At 72.7% G+C, this 25905-nt stretch carries 7 protein-coding genes; all 7 read left to right on the top strand.

Translation table 11 applies throughout. From position 1 onward, the window contains the following. Positions 1 to 27: 27 nt before the first annotated feature. Positions 28 to 8271: a non-ribosomal peptide synthetase gene (locus KI385_RS25350; protein ID WP_238574426.1), complete on the top strand. Its 8244-nt coding sequence runs from the start codon at positions 28 to 30 to the stop codon at positions 8269 to 8271. Continuing rightward, on the top strand, positions 8268 to 19274 hold the full coding sequence (locus KI385_RS25345) for a non-ribosomal peptide synthetase (RefSeq protein ID WP_238574425.1): 11007 nt from the start codon (positions 8268 to 8270) through the stop codon (positions 19272 to 19274). The genes KI385_RS25350 and KI385_RS25345 overlap by 4 nt, the downstream gene beginning before the upstream one ends. Before the next feature lie 3 nt (positions 19275 to 19277). Further along, a complete protein-coding gene (locus tag KI385_RS25340; protein WP_238574424.1) occupies positions 19278 to 20597 on the top strand; it encodes a serine hydrolase domain-containing protein in 1320 nt (439 codons plus the stop codon). Positions 20598 to 20616: 19 nt separating this feature from the next. Next, positions 20617 to 21969 (top strand): MFS transporter, encoded by a 1353-nt coding sequence (locus KI385_RS25335; RefSeq protein WP_238574423.1) that lies wholly within the window; start codon positions 20617 to 20619, stop codon positions 21967 to 21969. 170 nt (positions 21970 to 22139) lie between these two features. Then, positions 22140 to 23366 (top strand): acyltransferase family protein, encoded by a 1227-nt coding sequence (locus KI385_RS25330; RefSeq protein ID WP_238574422.1) that lies wholly within the window; start codon positions 22140 to 22142, stop codon positions 23364 to 23366. Between the two features lie 212 nt (positions 23367 to 23578). Further along, positions 23579 to 24751 (top strand): acyltransferase family protein, encoded by a 1173-nt coding sequence (locus tag KI385_RS25325; RefSeq protein ID WP_238574421.1) that lies wholly within the window; start codon positions 23579 to 23581, stop codon positions 24749 to 24751. A 112-nt stretch (positions 24752 to 24863) separates the two neighbouring features. Continuing rightward, positions 24864 to 25889, top strand: a complete 1026-nt coding sequence (gene gntD, locus KI385_RS25320) for a guanitoxin biosynthesis L-enduracididine beta-hydroxylase GntD (RefSeq protein WP_238574420.1) — start codon at positions 24864 to 24866, stop codon at positions 25887 to 25889. Positions 25890 to 25905 lie beyond the last annotated feature (16 nt).

Raw genomic sequence — 25905 nt, 5'->3', positions numbered from 1 at the left:
CGATCACGTCGGCAGAGGGGGTTTTCCATGGGTGAGTGGCGCGATCGCCGCCTGGACGAATTGTTCGCCGAGCAGGCCGCGAGAACACCGGAGCGTACCGCGGTGGTCTTCGAGGGCCGGGCGGTGAGTTATCGGGAACTCGACGCCCGCGCCGAGCGGCTGGCCGCTGTGCTGGCCGGCCGCGGCGCGGGACCCGAGCGGTTCATCGCGCTGCTGCTGCCCCGCTCCGCCGAACTGATCGTGGCCATCCTCGCCGTACTGAAGTCCGGCGCCGGATACATCCCGATCGACCCGGAGTACCCGGCCGACCGCATCGCCTACATCCTCGGCGACGCGCGCCCGGTGGCGACGATCACCACCGCCGAGGTGCGGGACGGTCTGCCGGACCCGGACACCGGCTCCGGGACCGACTGGCTGATCCTGGACGAGTCCGGGTACGAGCAGGAGCCGGCCGGGGCGCGCCCGCAGCCCGCCCCGGCCGCCCCGCGGTCCGCGGAGAACCCCGCCTACGTCATCTACACCTCCGGCTCGACCGGCCGGCCCAAGGGCGTGGTGATCCCGCACAGCAATGTGGGACGGCTGCTGTCGTCCACCGCCCACTGGTACGGCTTCGACGAGCAGGACGTCTGGCCGCTGTTCCACTCCTTCGCCTTCGATGTCTCGGTCTGGGAGATCTGGGGCGCGCTGCTGCACGGCGGCAAGCTGGTCGTCGTCCCGCATGCCGTCACCCGCGCCCCGGCCGACTTCCTGCGGCTGCTGGTCGAGGAACGGGTCACCGTCCTGAACCAGACGCCTTCGGCGTTCTACCAGCTGATGGCCGCCGACCGGGAGAACCCCGCGCTCGGCGCCCAACTCGCCCTGCGTTATGTGGTGTTCGCGGGTGAGGCGCTGGACCTGGGCAAGCTCGCCGACTGGTACGAGCGGCACGATGACCGGGCGCCGACGCTGGTCAACATGTACGGCATCACCGAGACCACCGTGCACTCCTCGTTCCTCGCACTGGACAAGGAGGGCGCGGCCGGCGCCACGGGCAGCGCCGTCGGCGTCGCCCTCCCCGACCTGACCTTCCATGTCCTCGACGAGGACCTGCGGCCCGTCCCGGTCGGCGCGGAGGGCGAGCTGTATGTGGCCGGGCCCGGGCTGGCACGGAACTACGCGGGCCGGCCGGGGCTGACCGCGGAGCGCTTCGTGGCCTGCCCGTTCGGCCCGCCCGGGGCCCGTATGTACCGCTCGGGCGACCTGGTGCGGCCGCTGCCGGACGGCGGCCTCGAATACCTGCGGCGCAGCGACGACCAGGTCAAGATCCGCGGTTTCCGGATCGAACTGGGTGAGATCTCGCACGCACTGGCCCAGGACCCCTCGGTCGACCAGGCCACGGTGGTGGTCCGCGACGAGGCGTCGGGCGAGCGCAGGCTGGTGGCGTACGTCGTTCCGGCCGGCTCCGCCCGTCCCACCCCGTCCCGGCTGCGTGCCGCGCTGGCCACCCGCCTGCCCGGCTACATGGTCCCCACCGCCTTCCACGTCATGCCGGCCTTCCCGCTGACCGCCAACGGCAAGCTGGACCGCAGGGCGCTGCCCGCGCCCACCCGCCAGGACAGCGTCGACGCCGACTACGCCGCCCCCGAGGGCGCCACCGAGGAGGCGCTGGCCGCCATCTGGCGCGAGGTGCTCGGCGTCGAACAGATCGGTGCCGACGACGACTTCTTCGAGCTCGGCGGTGACTCGCTGTCCGTGGTGCGGGCGCTGTCGCGGATGCGGACCGGCCTGGGGCTGCGCCTGACGGCCGCGGAGTTCTTCGCCACCCCCACCGTCCGGGCACTGGCCGCGCGCCGCGAGCGGGGCACGATCGGCGCGCCGGAGCAGATACCGGCCGCGCCGCGTACCGGCGCGCTGCCGCTGTCCTTCACCCAGCAGCGGTTCTGGCTCTTCCACGAACTCGACCCCGGCGAGGTCGAGTACAACGTCCACTCCGCGCTGCGGCTGCGCGGCACCCTCGACCTCCCCGCGCTGCGCACCGCGCTCGGCGGGCTGATCGCCCGCCATGAGCCGCTGCGGACGACCGTGGTCTCCGACGACGGCCGCCCCACCGCGGTCATCGCCCCGCCCGAGGGCTTCCCGGTCCCGCTCACCGTCGAGGATCTCTCCGCGCTGACCGGCGACGACCAGGAGGCCGCCCAGCGGCGACTGCTGGCCGAGGAGGTCGCCCGGCCCTTCGACCTGGCCGCCGGCCCGGTGCTGCGGGTGCTGGTGATCCGCCGCGGCGAGCGCGATCACGCCCTGGTGATCGGGGTGCATCACCTCGCCACCGACGGCTGGTCGATGGGGCTGCTCACCGACGAGCTGAGCGCGCGCTACGACGCCGCGCGCCGCGGGGTGCCCGCCGCGCTGGAGCCGCTGCCGGTCCACTACAGCGACTACGCCGCCTGGCAGCGCGCCACCGTGGACGACGGCCGGCTGGTGCCCCAGATCGACTACTGGCGCGACCGGCTGGCGGATGTGGCACCGCTGCAACTGCCCACCGACCGGCCCCGGCCCGCGCTGAAGACCTCGGCCGGTGCGGCGCACCGCTTCACCCTCGACCGCCGGCTGGTCGCCGCCCTCAAGGAGCTGAGCGCCGCCCATGGCGCCACGCTCTTCATGACCCTGACCGCCGCGTTGCAGGTGCTGCTCGCCCGCTACTCCGGACAGCAGGACATCGCGCTGGGCACCGCCGTCTCCGGCCGGGACCACCCGCAGGTGGAGCGGCTGGTCGGCGCGTTCATCAACACCGTGGTGCTCCGCTCCGACGTGCGCGGCGAGCTGCCCTTCCACGAATTCCTCGGGGAGGTACGGGAGACGGTGCTGGGCGCCTTCGCGCACCAGGACCTTCCGTTCGACCGGCTCGTGGACGCGCTGGGCGCCGAGCGCGACCCGAGCCGTACCCCGCTGGTCCAGGCGATGCTGCTGCTGCAGAACGCCCCGGCCGGTGCGGAGGAGTTCGCCGGGCTGCGCACCGAGACCGTCGCGCTGCCGCGCCCGGCCGCGATCTTCGACCTGACGGTGGACTGCACGGAGCGGGCCGGGGCGCTGGAGGTGATGGTCGAGTACAACACCGATCTGTTCGACGCGACGACCATCGAGCGGCTCTCGGGCCATCTGCGGGTGCTGCTGGACGCCGTATGCGCGGCACCGCGGCGCCAGGTGCGCGATCTGCCGCTGCTGCCGGCGGCCGAACGCGACACGCTGCTGACCGGCTGGAACGACACCGCCGCCGCACTGCCGACGACGCTCGGGGTGCACCGCCAGTTCGCCGAGCGGGCCCGCACCACCCCGGACGCGCTCGCCGTCACACACTGCGGACAGACCCTCACCTACGCCCAACTCGACGCGCGCGCCAACCAGTTGGCGCACTACCTGGGCGCTCTCGGCGTCGGCCGGGGCACCCCCGTGGTGCTGAACCTGGCGCGCAAGCCGCAGCTGATCGTGGCGATGCTCGCGGTGCTCAAGGCCGGCGGCGCGTACGTACCGACCGCGCTGGACACCCCGGCGGCACGGCTCGGGCATCTCCTGGAGGAGACCGGCACCCCCGTGCTGCTGACCACCGCGCGGCAGGCCGGAGCGCTGCCCCCGACCGAGGCGAGCGTCATCGACCTCGACGCGGCCGGGCCGGACATCGCCCGGCATCCGGAGCACGACCCCCAGGTGGCGACCCGGCCCGAGGACCTCGCGTACATCGTCTACACCTCCGGGTCCACCGGCCGCCCCAAGGGCGTCGCGGTGCCGCACAGCGCGCTGACCGACTACTGCGCCTGGCACAACGACGCGCTGGACGTCGGCCCCGAGGACCGCGGGTCGTCCGTGGTCGGCCTGGCCTTCGACGTCGCGGTCGGCGAGGTGTGGCCGTATCTGTGCGCGGGCGCCCGCGTGGACCAGCCCGACCAGGAGACGCTGGACGATCCGACGGCGCTGGTGGAGTGGTTCGCCGAGAACGGCACCACGGTCGCCTATCTGCCGACCCCGCGCATCGAATCCCTGCTGGACGTAGCGGCGATCACCACCACCCGGCTGCGCACCGTCCTGGTCATCGGCGACTCGCTGCGCCGCAGGCCGCAGCCCGGACTGCCGTTCACCCTGCTCAACGCCTACGGGCCCGCGGAGGCGACGGTGGCCGCCACCCAGGCGGTGGTCGAGCCCCTGGGACCCGACGCGCCCGCCGGGCTGCCGTCCATCGGCGCCCCGCTGTACAACACCGCCGCCTATGTCCTCGACGACCGGCTGTGCCCGGTCCCCGTCGGGGTGCCCGGCGAGCTGTACCTCGCCGGCGCGGGTCTGGCGCAGGGCTATCAGGGCCGCCCCGACCTGACCGCGGAGCGCTTCGTCGGCTGCCCCTTCGGGCCGCCCGGAACCCGGATGTACCGCACGGGTGACATCGTGCGATGGCTACCGGACGGCACCCTGGACTTCCTCGGCCGGATCGACAACCAGGTCAAACTGCGCGGCTACCGCATCGAACTCGGCGAGATCGAGAGCGTGCTGGCCCGCCGCGAGGAGCTCTCGCAGGTGTTCGTCACGGTCCGCGAGCCGTCCCCCGGCCGCCGGTCCCTGGTCGCCTACCTCGTCGCCGACCGGGGCACCGCGCCCGACCCGGAGGAGCTCGCCGGATACATCGCCTCCGTACTCCCGGAGTACATGGTTCCGTCCTCCTTCGTACTGCTCGACGCGCTGCCGCTGACCGCGAACGGCAAGATCGACCGGCGGGCGCTGCCCGAGCCGGAGCCGGCCGGCGGCGAGGGCGCCGCGTATGTCGCGCCCGGCAACGAGGTCGAGGAGACCCTGGCCGCCATCTGGGCCGAGGTGCTCGGCGTCGAACGGGTCGGCGTGCAGGACAACTTCTTCGCCCTCGGCGGCGACTCGATCAGCGGTCTGCAGACCGCCGTACGGGCCCGCCGGGCCGGGCTGCGACTGGCCTCCAAGGACCTCTTCCAGCGCCAGACCATCGCGGCGCTGAGCCCCGTGGTGACGGTGGAGCGGACCACGGCGGACGCCGACCCCGCACCGTCCGACCGGCCGACCGCGCCGTTCGCGCTCAGCGGTCTGGACCGGGTCGGTGTGGAGCGGCTGACCGCGGACGGCGGCCCGGCCGAGGACGCCTACCCGCTGACCCCGATGCAGAGCGGGCTGCTCTTCCACACCCTGATGCACGCCGAACGCGGCATGTACATCGAGCAGTTCCACTTCGCCCTGCACAGCATCCGCGAGCCGGAGCTGCTGGCCACCGCCTGGCAGCGGGTCGTCGACCGCACCCCTGTGCTCCGTACGTCACTGGCCTGGGACGGCCTCGCCGAACCGCTCCAGGTCGTGCGCACCGGCGTCCGGATACCGGTGGCACAGCTCGACTGGACGGCACTGGACGAGGCCGGACAGCGGCAGGCCCTGGAGCGGTATCTGACCGAGGACCGCACGCGCGGGCTCGATCTGCACACCGCGCCACTCGCCCGGATCGCCGTCGCCCGCCTGGGCGGCGACCAGGTCCGGCTGGTGTGGACGTTCCACCATCTGCTGCTGGACGGCTGGAGCGTCGTACAGGTGCTGTCCGAGGTGCTCGGCGAGTACGCCGCGCTCGCCGACGGCATCCCGTACACCCCGCAACTGCGGCACACCTACGCCGAGTTCGTCGGCCAGCTGGCGGGGCAGGACCACACCGCCGCCGAGAAGTACTGGCGTGCCGCGCTCACCGGCCGTGAGTCGCCCACCCCGCTGCCGTACGACCGGCCGCGCCCCGACGCCCATCAGGCCGCCCCCGACGCCGAGCTGAAGCTGCGGCTGCCGGCCGCGGTGACCGGCCGACTGGGCACCGCGGCGAAGCGGGCCGGGGTGACGATGAACACCGTGGTGCAGGGCTTGTGGGCGCTGCTGCTGGCCCGCCACAGCGGTGAGCGGGACGTACTGTTCGGCGCCACGGTCGCCGGCCGGCCCGACGATCTGGCGGGCGCGGAATCGGTGATCGGCCTGTTCATCAACACCCTTCCGGTGCGCGTCGACGTCGATCCGGACGCCGGTCTGCTGAGCTGGCTGCGCCGGGTGCAGGACGAGCAGGCCGAGGCGCGCGCCCATGAGCAGGTCTCGCTCGCCCAGGTGCAGGGCTGGGCGCCGGAGCGGGCGCACGGCGGACTGTTCGACAGCGTGCTGGCCTTCGAGAACTTCCCGGCCGACCTCGGTCCCGCCGGGAACTACGGGCTGCGGCTCGACGCCATCGAGGCCAGCAACACCTCCAACTACCCGCTCAACGCCATCGTTCAGCTCAACGAAGAGCTGACCGTGCTGCTGCGCTACGACACCGCGCTGTTCGACGCGGACACCGTGGCGCGGCTGGCCGGCCATCTGCACACGCTGCTGGAGGAGACCGCCGAGAACCCCGACCGCCGGGTCGGCGAGCTGCCCCTGCTCACCGCCGCCGAGCGGCACACCATCGTGCACACCTGGACCGACACCGCCTCGGACTACTCGGTCGACCGCCGGCTGGACGCGGTCATCGCCGAACAGGCCGCGGCCCGGCCGACCGCGATCGCCGTCGTCGACGGTGAACGGCAGCTGAGTTACGGCGAGTTGGACCGCCGCGCCAACCAGCTGGCACACCATCTGCGCGCCGCGGGCGTGGGCCGGGACGCCCTCGTCGGGATCGCCGTCGAGCGCAGCGCGGAGGTCGTCGTGGCCATCCTCGGCACGCTCAAGGCGGGCGCCGCGTATGTGCCGCTCGACCCCGAATTCCCCGCGCAGCGGCTCGCCACCATGCTGTCCGAGTCCCGGCCCGCGGTCCTGCTCACCCAGGAACACCTGCTGGCGGGGCTGCCGCCGACGGACGCCCGGGTGGTGTGCGTGGACCGGGACCTGGCGGCCATCGAGGCGCACCCCACCGCCGCGCCGGTCTCCGGCGGCGACGCCGGCGACCTGGCCTATGTCACCTACACCTCGGGCTCCACCGGCCGCCCCAAGGGCGTCATGGTCGAGCACCGCTCGCTGTTCAACATCATCACCGAGGCCGGACGGCTCTACGACCTGGGCCCCGACAGCCGGATGCTGCAGTTCTACACAATGAGCTTCGACGGCGGCGTCTGGGAGGTCTTCCTGACGCTGACCGCCGGCGCCACCCTCGTCATCGCGGACCCCGAGGCCCGCCAGAGCCCGGCCCACCTCGCCGAGCAGCTGCGCGCGGAGTCGATCACCGCGCTGACGCTGCCGCCCGCGGTGGCCTCGGTGCTGGACGCGGCCTCGCTGCCCGGCATACGCAGCCTGGGGCTCGCCGGGGATGTGCTCGCGCCCGAACTCGCCCGGGAGTGGGCGCGGGGGCGCCGGCTGTTCAACATCTACGGGCCCAGCGAGGCGACCCTGTCCGTCGCCCTGCACCGCGTCGACCCCGGGGCCGCCGGGCGCCAGGTGCCGCTCGGACCGCCGGTGCCCAACACCCGTTTCCATGTGCTCGACGAGCGGCTGGCCGTGGTCCCGGTCGGGGTGACCGGCGAGCTCTACATCGGCGGTGCGGGCCTGGCCCGCGGCTACCTGGGCCGCCCCGACCTGACCGCGCAGCGCTTCGTCGCCGACCCGTTCGGACCGCCGGGATCCCGTCTCTACCGCACCGGTGACCTGATCCGCTGGACCCCGCAGGGGCGGCTGGAGTTCGCCGGGCGGGTGGACAACCAGGTCAAGATCCGCGGCTACCGTGTCGAGCCCGCCGAGGTGGAGAGCGCACTGCTGCGGCAGCCCGGCGTCGCGGAGGCGGTGGTGATCGCCCGGGACGACGACACCGGCCACAAGCGGCTGGTCGCCTATGTCGTACCGGACGGGAGCGGAACCGCCCCGGAACGCGCCGCCCTGCTGCGCGCCCTGGGCGGCCAACTCCCCGGCTACATGGTGCCGTCGGCCCTCGTCACCCTGCCCGAGCTACCGCTCGGACCGACCGGCAAGGTCGATGTGCGGGCGCTGCCGGCACCGGATCCGGCCGCCGGCGGCACCGCCGACCGCATCCCGCCCCGCACCCCCACGGAAGAGGCACTGGCCCTCATCTGGGTGGAGCTGCTCGGGCTCGAACACGTCGGCGTCGAGGACAACTTCTTCGACCTCGGCGGCGACTCCATCACCAGCCTGCGGTTGATGTCGCGGATGGGCGGCGCGTTCGGTGTGGACGTCTCACCCCGCGACTTCTTCGACGCCCCCACCATCGCCGCCCTTGCCGAGCGCCTAGAGGAAAAGATCCTGGCGCAGTTGGAAGAAGCCGTCGGAGGCGGCGCCCTATGACCAGCTCTGCAGCGGACCAGCCCGACAACCCGAACACCACCACCCCGGCGTCGCGTGCCGAGCGCACCGCCGCGCTGCCGGCCCATGTGCAGGAGCTGCTGCGCGCCCGGCTGGCCGGCCGGGCCGCCGCGACGGGCGGCGCGGACACCATCCCGCGCATCGGGCACGACGGCCCCGTCGCGCTCTCGCCCGCCCAGGAACGCCTCTGGTACCTGCATGAGCTCGAACCGGAGAGCAACGAGTACAACACCCTGCGCGTCCTGCGGCTGCGCGGCGACCTCGACCCCGGCGCGCTGTCCGCGGCGCTGAGCGAGATCGTCGCCCGGCACGGCGCGCTCCGCACCACCTTCGGCTCCCGCGAGGGGCACGCCGAGCAGACCGTGCATCCGCCCGTACCGACACCGCTGCCGCTCGTCGACCTGTCGGCGGCGGACGACGGCGAGCGGGACGACGCGCTGCGGACCCTGCTGCAGTACGAGGCCCGGCGCCCCTTCGACCTGCGCCGCGGCCCGGTGCTGCGGGCGCAGCTGATCCGGCTGGCGGCCGACGACCATGTCCTCGCGCTGGCCCTGCATCACATCGTCACCGACGGCTGGTCGATGGGCGTGCTCACCGGCGAGCTCACCGCCCACTACGCCGCGACGCTGCGCGGTGCGCCCGCCGTACTGCCCGAACTTCCGGTGAGCTACCTCGATGTCGCCGTCTGGCAGCGTGACCAGCTGAGCTCCGCGCGGCTGCGCGAGGGGCTCGACCACTGGCGCCGGGAGCTGGCCGGGCTGGTCCCGCTCGATCTGCCGACGACCTGGCAGCGGCCGCCGGTCCGCACCAGCGCCGGAGCGCTGCACTCCTTCGAGATCCCCCCGGCGGTCGCCGCACGCCTTCGGGAGCTGGGCCGGGAACAGGGCGCCACGCTGTTCATGGCGCTGGTCGCCGCGGTCCAGCTGCTGCTGTCGCGCTGGTCGGGGCAGCGGGACATCGCGGTGGGCACCGCCGCGGCCGGGCGCGGCCGGACCGAGACCGAGAATCTGATCGGCTTCTTCGTCAACAATCTGGTCCTGCGCTCCCGGATCGATGAGACGCGGTCGTTCACCGAGCTGCTGCGGGCGGTACGCGCGACGGTCCTGGACGCCTTCGCCCACGAGGATGTGCCGTTCCAGCGGGTCGTCGAGGCGCTGCATCCGGAGCGCGACCTCAGCCGGCCGCCGCTGGCCGAGGTCGCGGTGAATCTGCACAACACCCCGCGGACCGACACGGAGCTGCCCGGGCTGCGGATCGAGGAGATGCCGCCGCCGGTGTTCGCCTCCAGCATGGACCTCTCGTTCGACTTCACCGAGCGCGACGACCGGCTCGAAGGGCACCTCACCTACAACACCGATCTGTTCGCCGCGGACGCCGCCGCGCGGATGGCCGCGCAGCTGGTCACCCTGCTCGAGGACCTCACCCGCCGGCCCGCGGTCCCGGTGGCCGGGCTGGCCGTGCTGCCGGCCGCCGAGCACCGTCGGGTGACCGAGGAGTGGCCGCACTCCGGGCCCGGCCGGGAGCCGCGTACCGCACCGGAGTTGTTCGCCGCGCAGGTCGCGCGGACCCCTGATGCGGATGCGCTGGTCTCCGACGAGGAGACGCTCAGCTATGCCGAGCTGGACGGCCGTATCAACCAGTGGGCGCGGCTGCTACTGGCCCGGGGTGCCGGGCCGGAGACGCTGGTGGCGGTGGCGCTGCCCCGCTCCGCGCAGATGGTCACGGCGATCCTGGCGATCCAGAAGACCGGTGCCGCCTATCTGCCGCTGGACCCGAAGAGCCCCGCGGAACGCAACCGGCTGATGATCGAGGACGCCCGCCCGCTGCTGGTGCTGACCTCGGCCGGGTTCGGCGACGGCGCGGAACTCGGCGCGCCCGCACTGTTCCTGGACGACCCGGACACCCGCGCCGCCGCAGGCGAGCTGTCCGCCGGCCCGCTGGCGGCCGCCGAGCTGCCCGCCCCGCTGCTGCCCGGCCACCCGGCCTACGTCATCTACACCTCCGGTTCCACCGGCCGCCCCAAGGGCGTGGTGGTCACCCACACCGGTGTGCACGGCCTCGTGGCGGCGCAGTCGGCGCACTTCCGTACCGGGCACGGCGCGCGGGTGCTGTCGTTCGCCTCGCTCGGCTTCGACGCGGCCTTCTCCGAGCTGGGCATGGCGCTGCTGTCCGGCGGTGCGCTGGTCGTCGTCGACCAGGAGCGGATCCTGCCCGGACAGCCGCTGGCCGACGTGCTGGCCGAGCACCGGGTCACCCATGTGACGCTGCCGCCCAGCGCGCTGTCCGCGCTGACCCCGGGGACGCTGCCGAAGGACCTCACCCTGGTCGTGGCCGGCGAGGCCTGCCCGCCCGCGGTGGCCCGCACCTGGTCCGCCCATCACCGCATGATCAACGCCTACGGCCCCACCGAGTCCACGGTCTGCGCCAGCATGAGCGCCGCGCTGACCCCGGACACCGTCAGCGGCGACTCGGTCCCCATCGGCCGCCCGCTCTCCGGCGTCCGGGTCAGCGTCCTGGACGACCGGCTGCGCCCGGTGCCGGCCGGCGTCCCCGGCGAGGTGTATCTCTCCGGCGCCGCGCTGGCCCGCGGCTACCTCGGGCGGCTCGCGCTGACCGCGGAGCGGTTCGTCGCCGACCCGTACGGTCCGCCGGGAAGCCGGATGTACCGCACCGGCGACCGCGCCCGCTGGCTGGCCGGCGGCGACCTGGACTACCTGGGCCGCACCGACGACCAGGTCAAACTGCGCGGCTTCCGGATCGAGCTCGGCGAGGTCGAGGCCGTACTGTCGCGCCACGACGGGGTCGGCGCGGTGGCCGCCACGGTGCACAAGGACGAGCGGGGCACCCGCCGCCTGGTGGCGTACGTCGTCCCGGCGCGGGAGGACGCGGCCGACCCGGCGCGGCTGCGCGAGTTCGCCCGCGAGGTGCTGCCCGAGCACATGGTGCCCTCGGTCTTCGTGCCGCTGGACCGGCTGCCGCTGAACGCCAACGGCAAGGTCGACCGGCGGGCGCTGCCCGCACCCGACATCCGGCGCGACGAGGGCAGCGCCCGTATCGCGCCGCGCACCCCGGCGGAGGAGACGCTGGCGCGCATCTGGTCGGAGGTGCTGGGCGTCACGGACATCGGCGTCGAGGACAACTTCTTCGACCTCGGCGGCGACTCCATCCTCAGCCTTCAGGTGGTGGCGCGGGCCCGGGCCGCCGGACTGCGGCTGACCGCCAAGCAGACCTTCCTGCGGCAGACCATCGCCGATCTCGCCGCCGACGCCGTCGCCGAGACCGACCCCGCCGCGCACGGTGCGGCCAACGACGGCCCGGTCACCGGCGAGCTGCCGCTCACCCCCATCCAGCACTGGTTCTTCAACTCCCTCGGCGACAGCCTGGAGCAGTTCAACCAGTCGCTGTATCTGGAGCTGGCCGAGGGCCCCGACCTCCCGGCGCTGCGCGCCGCACTGGCCGCGCTGACCGAACAGCACGACGCACTGCGGCTCCGCGCCGTATCCGAGGACGGGCAGTGGCGGCTGCACCACGCGCCCGCCGAGACCGGTCAACTCCTCGAACACCTCGATCTGTCCGGCGTCTCGCCCGACGAGCAGGACGCCGCGATGGCGGCCGCCGTCGACGCGGCGCAGCGGGACTTCCGGCTGTCCGAGGGGCCGCTGCTGCGGGCCCGGCTGTTCACCCTCGGCGACGCCCGGCCGCCCCGGCTGTACCTCGTCGCGCACCACCTCGTCATCGACGGCATGTCCTGGCGCATCCTGCTGGCGGACCTGGAGACCGGCTACCGCCTGGCGGCGGACGGCCGGCCGATCGACCTGGGGCCCCGGACCACCTCGTTCCGCGACTGGTCGCGCCGGCTGTCGCGCCATGTCGCGGACGGCGGCCTGGACGCCGAACTGCCGTACTGGAAGGGCGTACAGGACGCGGCGCGCGAGACCGCCCCGCTCCCCGTCGACACCGGCGGGCTCCCCGACCGCCAGGGCGCCCAGGAGGAGCCCGGCGAGAACACCGCCGGGTCGGCCCGCACCGTCTCCGTACAGCTGTCCGCCGCGGGCACCGAGGCGCTGCTGCGGCAGGTGCCCGAGGCCTACCGCACCCAGATCAACGACGTCCTGCTCAGCGCGCTGGGCCGGGTGCTGACCGACTGGGCGGGCGGCGAGCGGGTGCTGATCGCCCTGGAGGGCCACGGCCGCGAGGAGCTCTTCGACGAGGTGGACCTCACCCGCACCGTCGGCTGGTTCACCACCCTCTTCCCGGTCGCCCTGCGGATGCCGGCCGACCGGGACTGGGGAACGGTCCTCAAGAGCGTCAAGGAACAGCTGCGGGCGGTGCCCCACAACGGACTCGGCCATGGCGCGCTGCGTCATCTGGCAGGGCCCAACTCCCCTCTGGAGGACGGTCCGGAGCCCGAGGTCAGCTTCAACTACCTCGGCCAGCTGGACGTGTCCGCCGACCGCACCGGCCTCGCCCGCGCCATGCTCACCAGCGAGGGCGCCGAGCGGGCCGCCGGCCAGCACCGTGCGCAGCTGCTGGAGATCAACGGCGTGGTCACCGGCGGCCGGCTGGAGTTCCACTGGACGTACTCGGTGAACCGGCACCGCGCAGAGACCGTCGAACGGCTCGCCGCGGGCTTCATGACCGCGCTGGAAGCGATCGTGGCGCACTGCGCCGCCCCCGGTTCCGGCGGCGCCACCCCGTCCGACTTCCCGCTGGCCGCCCTCGACCAGGCCACCGTCGACAAGATCGCCGGCGACGGCCGCACGGTCGAGGACATCTACCCGCTCACCGCGATGCAGAGCGGCATGCTCTTCCACGCGCTGAGCGAGTCCGGACGCGACCCGTACACCGGGCACTTCGGCGTCCGCGTGGACGGCATCACCGACCCGGGGGCACTGGCCGCGGCCTGGCAGCAGGTCGTCGACCGGACCCCCGCCCTGCGCACCGCCATCGTCTGGCAGGACGTCGCGGAACCCCTTCAGGTGGTGCACGCGGCCGCCCGTGTGCCGGTCACCCATCACGACCTGCGGTCCCTGACCGAGCAGGAACGGCAGGCCGCCCTGGACCGGCTGTGGGAGCGGCGCGAGGAGACCGTCATCGATCTCGCCGTCGCGCCCGCGCTGCGGCTGACCCTCGTCCGGCTCACCGACAGCGCCGTCCAGATGTTCTGGACCTCGCACCACATCCTGATGGACGGCTGGAGCTTCGCCGGGCTGCTGTCGGAGGTGTGCGCCCAGTACACCGCGCTGACCGGCGGCCCCCGCGTGGCGGCCCCGGCCCGCCGCCCGTACCGCGACTATGTCGGCTGGCTGGCCGAACAGGACCAGCCGGCCGCCGAGGCGCACTGGCGCTCGGTGGTCGACGGGTTCACGGTGCCGACGCCGCTGCCCTACGACCGGCAGCCGGTGAAGGCACACGGCACCCGGTCCTCGCGTGAGGTGCGGCTGCAGCTGTCCGCCGAGCGCTCCGGGCGGCTGTCCGAGGCCGCCCGGTCGGCGCGGCTGACCGTCAACACGCTGGTGCAGGGCGCCTGGGCGATCCTGCTGGCGCGCTACGGCGGGGTGCGCGACGTCTGCTTCGGCACCACCGTCTCCGGCCGTCCCGCCACCCTGCCCGGCGCCGAGTCGATGGCCGGGCTGTTCATCAACACCGTGCCGGTACGGGCGACCATCGACGGTGCCGGTGCCGGCGACGGCGCCGCCACCGGCACCGTCGAGTGGCTGCGGCGGCTGCAGAGCGAGCAGCTCGACTCCCGGCAGCACGAGCATGTCTCGCTGGCGCAGATCCAGCGCTGGAGCGGCGTACCGGCCGGCACCAACCTCTTCGACAGCATCGTCGTCTTCGAGAACTACCCCTACGACAGCGATGCGGCCGCCAAGTACGGGCTGACCCTCGGCACGTTCCAGGGCGACGAGGTCACCAACTACGCCCTCACCCTGACCGCGTACGTGGCCGACGAGCTGCATCTCAACCTCGGCTACGACCCGGATCTGTTCGACGAGGCGACCGTCGAGCGGATGGCCGGGCATCTGGCGACGCTGCTCGACGCCGTCGCCGCCGCCCCGCACACCCCGGTGGACGACCTCCCGCTGCTCGATGCGGCCGAACACCACCGGCTTCTCACCGAGTGGAACGACACCGCCGCCGGCTTCCCGCCGCCGCGGCCGGTCCATGAGCTCTTCGCCGAGCGGGCCGCCCGTACCCCGGACGCGGTGGCGGTCAGCGACGCCACCCGGCAGCTGACCTTCGCCGAGCTGGAGACCCGCGCCAACCAACTGGCGCACCACCTGGCCGGTCTGGGCGTGGCGCCCGGCACGCTGGTCGGGGTGTGCGCCGACCGCGGGGTGGACGCCGTGGTGGCGCTGCTGGGCGTGCTGCGGGCCGGCGGTGCCTTCGTACCGCTGGACCCCGCCTATCCGGCGGAGCGGCTCCAGGTCATGCTGGAGGACGCCGCGGTGCCGGTCGTGGTGACCGAGGAGCGGCTGCTGGACCGGACCGCCGGGCACGACGCGACGACGGTGTGCCTGGACCGCGATCTGCCGCTGCTGGAGGAGCTGCCGGCCCGCCCGCCGTACACCGCCGTGGCACCGGACGACCTGGCGTATGTCGTCTATACGTCGGGCACCACCGGGCGCCCCAAGGGCGTGATGGTCGAGCACCGGCACGTCCACCACATGGTGCACGCCTGGGACCGGCGCTACGGGCTCGCCGCGCTGCAACCGCGCGCGCTGTCCGTCTCCAGCATCTCCGTCGACCTGTTCTTCAGCGACTTCCTGCTCTCCGCCCTCTTCGGCGGCACGATGGTGATCTGTCCGCAGGACGCCGTCGCCGACCAGGTGGCGCTGACCGATCTGCTGCTCAAGAGCCGGGCCCAGCTGATGGTGACGGTGCCGACGCTGGCCCGCGCGGTGGTCGCCGAGCTCGCCTGGCGCGGTGTGACACCGGAGGCGCTGCGGGTGCTGATGGTGGGCTCCGAGGGCTGGCCGGCCGATGCCGCGGCCGAGATCCTGGCCGGTCTCGCGCCGGGCACGGTGCTGGTCAACGCGTACGGATCGACCGAGACCACGGTCGACTCCACGGTCTTCCAGCTCGGCCGCGACCCGCTGGGCGACGCCGCCTTCGTACCGGTCGGCAGGCCGCTCGCCAACACCCGGATCTATGTGCTGGACGAGCGGATGCGCCCGGTTCCCACCGGCGTCGTCGGCGAGTGCTACATCGGCGGCGACGGAGTGTCGCGCGGCTATCTGGGCCGCCCGGAGCTGACCGCCGAGCGTTTCCTCGACGACCCGTTCGCGCCGGAGCCGGGCGCCCGGATGTACCGGACCGGTGACCTCGCGCGCTGGCGGGCCGACGGCAACCTCGAATGCCTCGGCCGGGTCGACGACCAGGTCAAGATCCGCGGCTTCCGGGTGGAACTCGGCGAGGTGGAGGCCGCGTTGGCCCGCCACCCGGCGATCGACTCGGCGGCCGCCGCGATCCGCAAGGACGACGGTGGGCCGGCCCGTCTGGTGGGCTATGTCGTGCCCGCCGCCGGCCACACCCCCGACCTGGCCGAGCTACGGGCCTTCGCCGCCGAACGGCTGCCGTCGCCCGCCGTCCCCACCGCGTACATGGTGCTGGACGCGCTGCCGATGACGCCGAGCGGCACCGTCGCCCGGCGTGCGCTGCCGGCCCCGGCCGGGGCGCAGGACGCCGCCCGGCCCTACACCGCGCCGGGCAGCGCCACCGAGCTGCTGCTCTGCGGTATCTGGCAGGAGGTCCTGGGCGTCGAACGGGTCGGCGTGCACGACAACTTCTTCGACCTGGGCGGCGACTCGATCCTCAGCATCCGGGTCATCTCCCGGATCCGGGCCACGCTGGGCGTCGCCCCGTCGCCCCGCCAGCTCTTCGACACCCCGACGGTGGCCGGTCTCGCCGCCACCCTCGGCCGGGACGACCCCTCGGCGGCCGCCGACGTCCCCCTGGAGCCGGCCGACCGCGGCGCACCGCTGCCGCTGTCGTCCGCCCAGCAACGCCAGTGGTTCCTGCACAACTTCGACCCGGACAGCAGCGAGTACCACATCGTCACCGGGCTCCGGCTCGACGGTGATCTGGACGTCGCGGCGCTGCGAGGGGCCCTGAACGGGCTCGTCGCCCGGCACGAGGCGCTGCGTACCACCTACGCGGCCACCGGCGAGGGCGCCGAGCAGATCGTGCACCCCGCGGGCGAGGTGGTCTGCGAGCGTACGGATCTGTCCGAGGTGCCCGAGGACCAGCGCGAGGACACCCTGCGCGGGCACATCGACCGCGCCGCCGCCCGGCCGTTCGGCCTCACCGAGGGCCCGGTCCTGCGCGCCGAACTGTTCCGGCTCGGCGCCCGTGACCATCTGCTGCTGCTCGTCATCCACCACATCGCCACCGACGGTGTCTCGATGCAGGTGCTCACCGAGGAGCTCGGCGTCCACTACGCCGCGGCGCTCGACGGCACACCGCCCGCCCTGCCGGCGCTGCCGGTCTCCTACGCCGACTACGCGGCCTGGCAGCGCCGGATGCTGTCCGGCCCGGCGCTGGACGGCCATCTCGCCTACTGGCAGGAGCGGCTGGCCGGTGTCCGGCCGCTGGAGCTGCCCACCGACCGGCCCCGGCCGGCGGTCCGCAGCTCCGCGGGCCGGATGCTGCTGATCGAGATCGAGCCGCGGGTGGCCGCGGGCCTCAAGGAACTGGCCCGCCGCCATGACGCCACCCTGTTCATGGCGCTCACCGCGGCGGTCCAGCTGCTGCTGGCCCGCTACACCGGACAGCCGGACATCGTCGTGGGCACCCCGGCCGCCGGCCGGGGCCGGCAAGAACTCGAGGGGCTCGTCGGGCTGTTCGTCAACACGGTGGCGCTGCGGTCCACCGTCGACGAGAGCGGGACCTTCGACGCCTTCCTCGGTGCGGTGCGCGACACCGTCCTCGAAGCGTTTGTGCACGAGGACGTGCCGTTCGACCGGCTGGTCGAGGTGCTGCGACCGCGCCGCGACCCCAGCCGTAACGCACTGGTGGAGGTGTTCGTCGGACTGGAGACGGACCGGTCGGCGCCGCCGGCGCTGCCCGGACTGACGGTGACCGAGGTCCCGTTCGTCAGCGGCGAGGTCAGCCATGACCTCAGCTTCGACTTCGTCGACGGGCCCGACGGCCTGAAGGCGGCCATCGGCTACAGCACCGCGCTGTTCGACGACGGCACCGTCGAGCGGATGGCCGGCCAGTTCCAGGCGCTGCTCGCCGCGGTCCTGGAGGACCATCGCGCGCTCGCCGACATCGCACCCGCGGACGAGGCCGAGGTGCGGCGGCTCGCCGAACTGCGGCAGGCCGCGCCCTCGGAGCCCGACGCGTCGGAAACCGACGGCGCGCCGGCCGCCTACCGCGCGCCCGGGACCGCTGCCGAGCGGGCCCTGGCGGAGATCTGGGCCGCCGTGCTGGGGGTGCCGCGGGTCGGGACCGACGACAACTTCTTCCAGCTGGGCGGCGACTCCCTGCTCAGCATCCAGGCGGTGCAGCGGATGCGGCAGGCCGGCCTGGCGGTGACCACCAAGGATCTGTTCGTCCACCAGAGCATCGCCCCGCTGGCGGCCCTCGCCGAGGAACGGGCGGCGGACCGGCCGGAGGCCCCCCAGGCGCAGCACGACGATGCCGGGACGGCGGGCGAGATACCGCTCACCCCGATCCAGCGCGACTACTTCGCGGCCGGGCCGCTCGCCCCGCACCACTTCACCCAGTCGGTGTTCCTCGAACTGCACGCCGATCTCGACGAGCCGGCGCTGCGGCACGCACTGGCCGCGCTGATCGGCCACCACGACGCCCTGCGGACCCGCTTCGTACGCGAAGACGGCGACTGGCGGCAGTACGCCACCCCGCCGGAGCCGGTGGACATCCTGCGCCGGCACGACCTGTCCGGGCTGCCGGAGGCTCAACGGGCCGCCGCCATGGACGAGTTGGCGGCCTCGGCCGACGCCGGGCTCGATCTGGCGGCCGGGCCGCCGGCCGCGGCGCTGCTGTTCGTCTTCGGGCCCGGGGAGCGGCCGGCGCTGTTCGTGACCGCGCACCATCTCGTCGTCGACGGCGTCTCCTGGCGGATCCTGCTGGAGGACCTGGAAGCCGGCTACGTCCAGGCCCGCGACGGGAAGCCGGTGTCCCTGGGCGCCAAAAGCACCTCGTTCGGGCAGTGGGCGCACCGGCTCGCCCGGCACATCGCCGACGGCGGCCTCGCCGAGCAGGCCGCCTACTGGCAGGCGCTGCCCGACGGCACCGAGGTCCCGCACGACGGCTCGGGGCCCGCGGTGGTGGAGTCCGTGCAGACCGTCACGGTGGAGCTGCCGGAGGACACCAGCGAGGTGCTGCTGCGCCGGTCCGCCGGGGTCTTCCGGACCCGCTTCCACGAGGTGCTGTTCGCCGCGCTCGCCGGCACCCTGGCCCGGTGGACGGGCGAACGCCAGGTCGTGTTCGACACCGAGGGCCACGGCCGGGAGGACCTCTTCGACGACGTCGATCTCTCCCGGACCGTCGGCTGGTTCACCACCGAGTACCCCGTCGCCCTTGAGGTGGCCGGCGACCGGGACGACTGGCCGGCGCTCATCAGGTCGGTACGCGGACAGCTGCGGTCGCTGCCCGGCAACGGCTTCGGTTACGGCGCGCTGCGGCATCTGAGCCCGGCCGGCACCCCGGGTGCCGCACTCGCCGAACGGGCCCCGGCCCAGGTGGTGTTCAACTACCACGGCCAGGCCGACGAGGCGCAGCGCGCGGCGGAGAGCGACCTCTACCACGCGTTCGGCGACCCGATCGGCCGGGAGCAGCGGCCCGACGAGCTGACCGGGCACCCGGTGGAGGTGGTGGGCGCCGTGCACTCCGGGCGGCTCCGCTTCACCTGGTACTTCTCGCGCAATGTTCATCACAGGGCCACCATCGACAAGGTGGCCGAGGACTTCGCCGACGCGCTGCGCGCCATCGCCCGGCACATCACGGAGCGGTGAGCCATGGACCACGAAAGCCTGCACAGCACCCTGACCGAACTGGCGGCCCGCCATCGGGTGCCCGGCGCGCAGCTCGCCGTCATCCACGAGGGGGAACGGTTCCTGGTGCACACCGGAGTGTGTGACACCGCCTCCGGAGCCCCCGTGGAGCGGCACACCGCCTTCCCCGTCGGCTCGCTGACCAAGCCGTTCACCGCCGCCCTCGCGATGATCCTGGTGGCCGACGGGGACGTGGACCTGGACGAGCCGCTGAGGGGGCAGCTGCCGGAGTTCGGGGCGGGCGAACTCGTCACCCTCCGGCAGTTGCTCAGCCACACCTCGGGCCTGCCCTCCGATGTGCCGGAGGGCAGCGACGAGGCCGGCGGCGGCGACCGTGCCCGCTGGGTGGCCCGGTACTGCCGTACGGCGGATCTCACGCATGCGCCCGGGACGGTCTTCTCGTACTCCAACATCGGCTATGTCGTCGTGGGCCGGCTCATCGAGGCGGTCACCGGCATGAGCTGGCAGGAGGCGATCAGCGCGATCCTGCTCGAACCCCTGGGCACCCGGCCCGCGTTCGTCGTCGGAGCCCCCGCCACCCGTCCGGTGGCCACCGGGCACGCCGTCCAGGCGGTCCGCGACCGGGTGGTGCCGATACCGGACCAGGATCTTCCCGAGGTCGAGATGCCCAACGGGGCGCTGGCGCTGAGCGCCGAGGACCTGGTCGGCTTCGCCCGGCTGTACTTCGCCGGCTGCCCGGACCCTCAGCCGCTGGACCGGGCGACCGCCGACGACATGTGCTTCGACCAGCTGGCCTCGATCGCCATCGGCCCGTACGGCATGGCCGACGGCTGGGGCCTGGGCTGGGCGAGGTTCGACGACGGTGCGGCGGACGTCTACGGCCACAACGGCACCGGCGACGGCACCTCCTGTCATCTGCGCTTCGACCCGGCCAACGGCTCCGCGGTCGCGCTGACCGCCAACGCCAACACCGGCGCCCAGCTGTGGGACGCCCTGGTGCCCCGGCTGCGGGCCATGGGTCTGGCGGTCGGCGACCGCCCGGCGCCCGAGCCGCCCACCACCCCGCCGCCGGTCCCGGACGACTGTCCGGGCCGCTACACCAACGGCGACACCGAGTTCGTGGTGCAGCCCGGCGCCGACGGCGGGCTGCTGCTGAGCTTCGGCGGGGCGCCGCACTCGGAGCTGCTGTGCTCCCCCGATCTGCGCTTCACCATGCGGGAGCTGGGCAGCGGTGCCCGGTCCCCGGGCCGCTTCGTGACCGATCCCGCCACCGGGCGGATCGGCTACCTCCAGATCACCGGGCGACTCGCCCCCCGACGCTGAGACAGGGACGGCCCCCGGGATGACCACGGCCCCCACGGACGCGGAGACGGCACGCGGCAGCGCGGCCGTCCCGCTGTCCCGCAACCGCGACTACAACATCCTGTGGTCCAGCCAGCTGATGTCCGAACTCGCCATGGAGATGGCCGCGGTAGCCGTGCCGCTGCTGATCCTCGCCCGGCACGGCTCACCGCTCCAGCTGGGCCTGGCCTCCTCCGCGATGGCGGCCGCGCACATGATCTCGGTGGTGCCGGCCGGGGTGATCGCGGACCGCTGGGACCGCCGCCGGCTGATGCTGGGCTGCCAGGTGCTACGGGTGCTGGGCATGGTGAGCCTGGCCGGCGCGCTGCTGCTGGACCGGTACGCGTTCTGGCATGTGCTGCTGGTCGTGGTGCTGGAGGGCTTCCTCGGCTCGGTCTTCGACCCCGCGGAACATGCCGCGCTGCCCCAGGTGGTGCCGCCCGACCAGCTCTCCACGGCGGTGGCCAGAAACGCGGCGCGCCCCTACATCGCCACCCTCGTGGGGCCGGGCGTCGCCGGTTTCCTCTTCAGCGCCCTGCCGCTCGGGCCGTTCGCGACCAATGCGGTGATGTTCGCGCTGTCGTCCGTGGCGCTGTGCTTTCTGCGGCTGCCCCGGGGGCGGTCCGCCGTGGTCCGGACCGGCGACGGGCCCGACAGCGCCGGAGCGGACCACGACAGGCCGGACCACGACGGACGGGACGACGCGAACGACGACACTGCGCCGCGGCCCGGGGGCGCCGCCCAGGACTTCGCTGCCGGCTTCCGCTGGGTGCTGGGGCAGCCGGTGATCCGCACCACGATGGCCTGGATGATGATCACGAACCTGGTCTTCAGCTCGCTGCTGATCGTGCTGCTCGCGCTCTCGGGCGAGGACAAGGTCGGCGCCGGTGAGCTGGGTCTGACGATGGCCTGCTTCGGCGCCGGCGGACTGCTCGGCGGGCTCTTCGCGGCCCGGATGCACGCCGCCGCCCGGCCACCGGTGATCCTCCTCGGCTTCACCTGGACCGCCGCCCTGGGCGCCGCCCTGATGGCGGTGGTGCCCACCGGTCTGCCCCAGGGAGCGCTGCTCGGCCTGATGGCGCTCTTCGCCCCGCTCGCCAACACCACCGTGCTGACCTACCAGTTGACCGTCACCCCGGACGAGCTGCGGGGCCGGATGAGCGGCGTCGCCGGGTTCTGCTCGGGGGGCGCCGGTGTCCTGGGGCCCGCGCTCGGCGGTGCGCTGACGGGGGCGGCCGGCGGGGGCGTGACCCCCGTACTCATCTGCGCCGGCTGCCTGGTCCTGGTCGCTGTCGCGGCCACCGCGAGCCCCACGCTGCGGCGGTTTCCCGACATCGCGGACCGGCAGCCCTGACCTGCTGCGACACGGCCCGTGACCGGCCAACTTAACTCCACAGTCAAGGACATGGAACGCCCGGACGAATCCGACGATGCTCGTGTATCAACTGGAGATTTCCGCGCGTCCTCGGTGCGGGGGCTGGTGCCTGTCCGGCGGTGTGCCGCGCGGTCGGCGAAAGGTCCCGTATGCAGACCCCCCACACACCGAGCCAGGCACAGTCCCAGCCACGGCAAAAGCCGCAGCCGCCGTCGCAGTCGCAGTCGCAGTCGCAGCCGAATCTGAGGTCCCTGACCGGATTACGGTTCCTGGGCTTATTACCCGTCTTCCTCACCCATGCCGCGTTCGAGGGCGTCTTCAGCGACGCGGACGTGAGCTGGGGCTTCCTCGACGCGATGGGGAACACCGGCTATGCCGCGGTCTCGTTCTTCTTCGTGCTGAGCGGCTTTGTGATCACCTGGTCCTACCGCTCCCGCGACACCACCCGCACGTTCTGGCGCCGACGCGCCTTCCGGGTCTTCCCCAACCATCTCGTGGCCTATGTGTTCGCGCTGGCTCTGATGCTCGCGGCGGGCGCCGCCTTCGACGCCCCCGCCCTGATCTCCCAGATGTTCCTGGTGCACGCATGGGTGCCCGACCCGCTGTTCATCGACACCGGCAACACGGTGACCTGGTCCCTCGGGGTCGATGTGGTGTTCTACGGGCTCTTCCCGGTGCTGCTCGTGCTGGTGAACAAGATCAAGCCAACCCGTTTGTGGTACTGGGCCGGTGCTGCCGTGCTCATGGTGATCGCCATCCCCACAGTGGCGCTGACCCTGCTCCCGGACACCCCGGCCATGTCGGTGGGCGATGTCTCCCGCAGCCAGTACTGGTTCACCTACTTCTTCCCGCTCTCCCGAACCGTGGAGTGCGTGCTGGGCATGCTGATGGCGCGGATCGTGCTGTCCGGCAAGTGGATAGGCCTGCGGGTGCTGCCCGCCTCGGCCCTGGTGGTCGTGGGGTATGTCGTCGCACAGCAACTCCCCTTCCTCTACCGGCTCAGCGCGGTGCTGATCGTGCCGATCGTGCTGCTCACCGCCTCCGTGGCGGTGGCCGACGCCGAGGGCCGGGGGACCCCGCTCGGCGGCAAGGTCATGGTCCGGCTCGGTGAACTCTCCTTCGCCTTCTACCTCGTGCACCAGGCGCTCCTGGCGTACGGGCACATCCTGATCAGCCCGAAGAACGCCCAGGGCGAGGTGCTGCCCCGTACCTGGGACACGCCTGGCGGCATCGCGGTGATCGTCCTGTCGTTCGTGGTGTCCCTGGGACTCGCGTGGCTGCTGCACAACGGGGTGGAGAAGCCGGTGATGCGCCGTTGGTCCCGGTCCAGGCGCCGCGTCACCCAGCAGCCGCCGGCAAAGGTGCCGGCAACTTAGCTGCGAAGTGAAACGTGTGGAGTGCGCGAAAGATCTCGGCCAAACTCCGGCGCAACGGGGGAGTAAGGCTGACCGCTGCCAGAAGTCCGCGCGCGCCGTGGATGTCCGGTGCCGGCGACCACGCCCGGATCATCCATCAGCCGACAGTGGTGCGGCCGCCGTTGCGGCGCACCGAGCCGCACCGCCTGTCGCGCATCTGGCGAGAGGTCCGCATGCAGACAAGACAATCCAACCCGAACCTGAGATCCCTGACCGGTTTGCGGTTCGTGGCGATGCTGCCGGTCTTCCTCACCCATGCGGCGTTCGAGGGCGTCTTCAGCGACGCGAAGGTGAGCTGGGGCTTCCTCGACGCGATGGGGAGCACCGGCTATATGGCCGTCTCGTTCTTCTTCGTGCTCAGCGGCTTTGTGATCACGTGGTCGTACCGGCCCACCGACACCGCGCGCAAGTTCTGGCGCCGGCGCTTCTTCCGGGTCTTCCCCAACCACGTCGTGACCTATGCGCTCGCCCTCGGGCTGATCGCTGCGGTGGGGCTGAGTGTCGGCGTACTGCCCTCGGTCACCCAGCTCTTCCTCGTCCAGTCCTGGGTGCCCGACCCGGCGTTCACCGACACCGGCAACAGCGTGAGCTGGTCGCTCGCGGTGGATGTGGTGTTCTACGCGCTCTTCCCGGTGCTGCTCACGCTGGTGAACAAGATCAAGCCGAATCGGCTCTGGTACTGGGTCGGTGGCTCCGTCATCGGTGTGGCCGTGGTACCGGCCATCGCGCTCGCCGCGCTCCCGAGCACCCCCGAGATGCCGCTCGGCGGGGTGTCCGTCAGCCAGTACTGGTTCACCTACTTCTTCCCGCTCTTCCGGCTGCTGGAGTGTGTGCTCGGCATGCTGATGGCGCGGATCGTGCTGTCCGGCAAGTGGATACGCCTGCGGGTGCTGCCCGCCGCCGTCCTCGTGGTGATCGCGTACTACTTCGCCCAGCAGGTCCCGTACCTCTACCGGCTGAGTGCGGTGACGGTGCTGCCGGTCGCGCTGCTGACGGCGGCGGCCGCGGTGGCGGACTCCGAGGGCCGGGGCACCCTGTTCGGCAGCAAGGTCATGGTCTGGTTCGGCGAACTCTCCTTCGCCTTCTACCTGCTGCACAACCTCGTCCTGAAGTACGGCCATCTGCTGCTCGGCCACACCGAGGAGGAGGGCGAGCTGGTGGGCCACACCTGGGGCGTGCCCGAGGGAATCGCCCTGATCGCCGCCGCCTTCGCGGTGTCCCTGCTGCTGGCCTGGCTGCTGCACAACGGAGTGGAGAAGCAGGCGATGCGCCGCTGGTCCCGACGCAAGCCGGCTCCAGTGGCTGAAGTAACCAGTGGGTTCTATGCGAAGGACGGGGCAATTTAGCTAGGAAGTAAAGGTTATGGAACGGGCTGTCGAAAGACGGCAAGATCTCCACTGATCAGGCGTTCGGCACCGGATTCGATCAATCAGGTGCCCTATCTGGAGGGACGTGTACGTGCTGACGCTCCACCTGCAGGATGACGACGTCGCCGCGATCGACGCTGTGGCTGACGAACTCAGCCGGCGATACGACTCCGTGGAGTCCACGGAGTTCCAGGCCGAGAGCCGCCTCTACGCGGACGAGTTGCCACGTCGCGTGCGACGAGCGCTGCACGAATACCGCAGCACCGAGAAGTCCGGCATCCTGGTCGTCACCGGCCTGCCCGTGGACGACTCGGCGCTCGGGGCGACCCCGGCCGACCGCCGGCACAAGCCGGTGCCGTCCACGTCACTGCGCCAGGACATCGCCTTCTACCTCATAGCCAATCTGCTGGGCGACCCCATCGGCTGGGCCACCCAGCAGGACGGCTTCATCATGCATGACGTCTACCCCGTCCAGGGCTTCGAGCACGAACAGATCGGCTGGGGCAGCGAGGAGACGCTCACCTGGCACACCGAGGACGCCTTCCATCCGCTGCGCACGGACTATCTCGGACTGATGTGTCTGCGCAATCCGGACGGCGTCGAGACCACCGCCTGCGATATCGCCGATGTCGAGATCGACGACGAGACCCGGGAGACCCTCTCGCAGGAGCGCTTCCGGATCCTGCCGGACGACGCGCACCGCATCCACGGCAAGGCCCCGGGGGACGAGAGCGCACGCGAGAGTGCGCTGCGTGAGCGCAGCCGGCAGCGGGTGGCCTCGGCCCTGGAGTCGCCCGACCCGGTGGCCGTGCTCTTCGGGGACCGCGACGACCCGTATCTGCGGATCGACCCGCACTACATGCAGGGCGTCCAGGGCGAGACCGAGCAGCGGGCGCTGGAGACCATCGGCGCCGCGATCGACGACGCCATGTCCGGTGTCGTGCTCAGCCCCGGTGACATCGTTTTCATCGACAACTACCGCGTCGTCCACGGACGTAAGCCGTTCCGTGCCCGCTTCGACGGTACGGACCGCTGGCTGCGGCGGCTCAACATCGCCCGGGACCTGCGCAAGTCGCGCGAGGCCAGGCTCGCCGCCACCACCCGCGTCATCTACTGACCGGCTGCCGCCGATC

Source organism: Streptomyces inhibens (assembly GCF_022221585.1).
Lineage (GTDB): Bacteria > Actinomycetota > Actinomycetes > Streptomycetales > Streptomycetaceae > Streptomyces > Streptomyces inhibens.
The sequence above is the reverse complement of the archived record's forward strand: the minus strand, read 5'-3'. Positions and strand labels throughout refer to the sequence as shown.

Bases quoted from the DNA above. Each gene is read 5' to 3' on its own strand.
- KI385_RS25345 (WP_238574425.1), top strand. From the start codon at position 8,268: ATGACCAGCTCTGCAGCGGACCAGCCCGACAACCCGAACACCACCACC.
- KI385_RS25325 (WP_238574421.1), top strand. From the start codon at position 23,579: ATGCAGACAAGACAATCCAACCCGAACCTGAGATCCCTGACCGGTTTG.
- KI385_RS25340 (WP_238574424.1), top strand. From the start codon at position 19,278: ATGGACCACGAAAGCCTGCACAGCACCCTGACCGAACTGGCGGCCCGC.
- KI385_RS25330 (WP_238574422.1), top strand. From the start codon at position 22,140: ATGCAGACCCCCCACACACCGAGCCAGGCACAGTCCCAGCCACGGCAA.
- KI385_RS25350 (WP_238574426.1), top strand. From the start codon at position 28: ATGGGTGAGTGGCGCGATCGCCGCCTGGACGAATTGTTCGCCGAGCAG.
- KI385_RS25335 (WP_238574423.1), top strand. From the start codon at position 20,617: ATGACCACGGCCCCCACGGACGCGGAGACGGCACGCGGCAGCGCGGCC.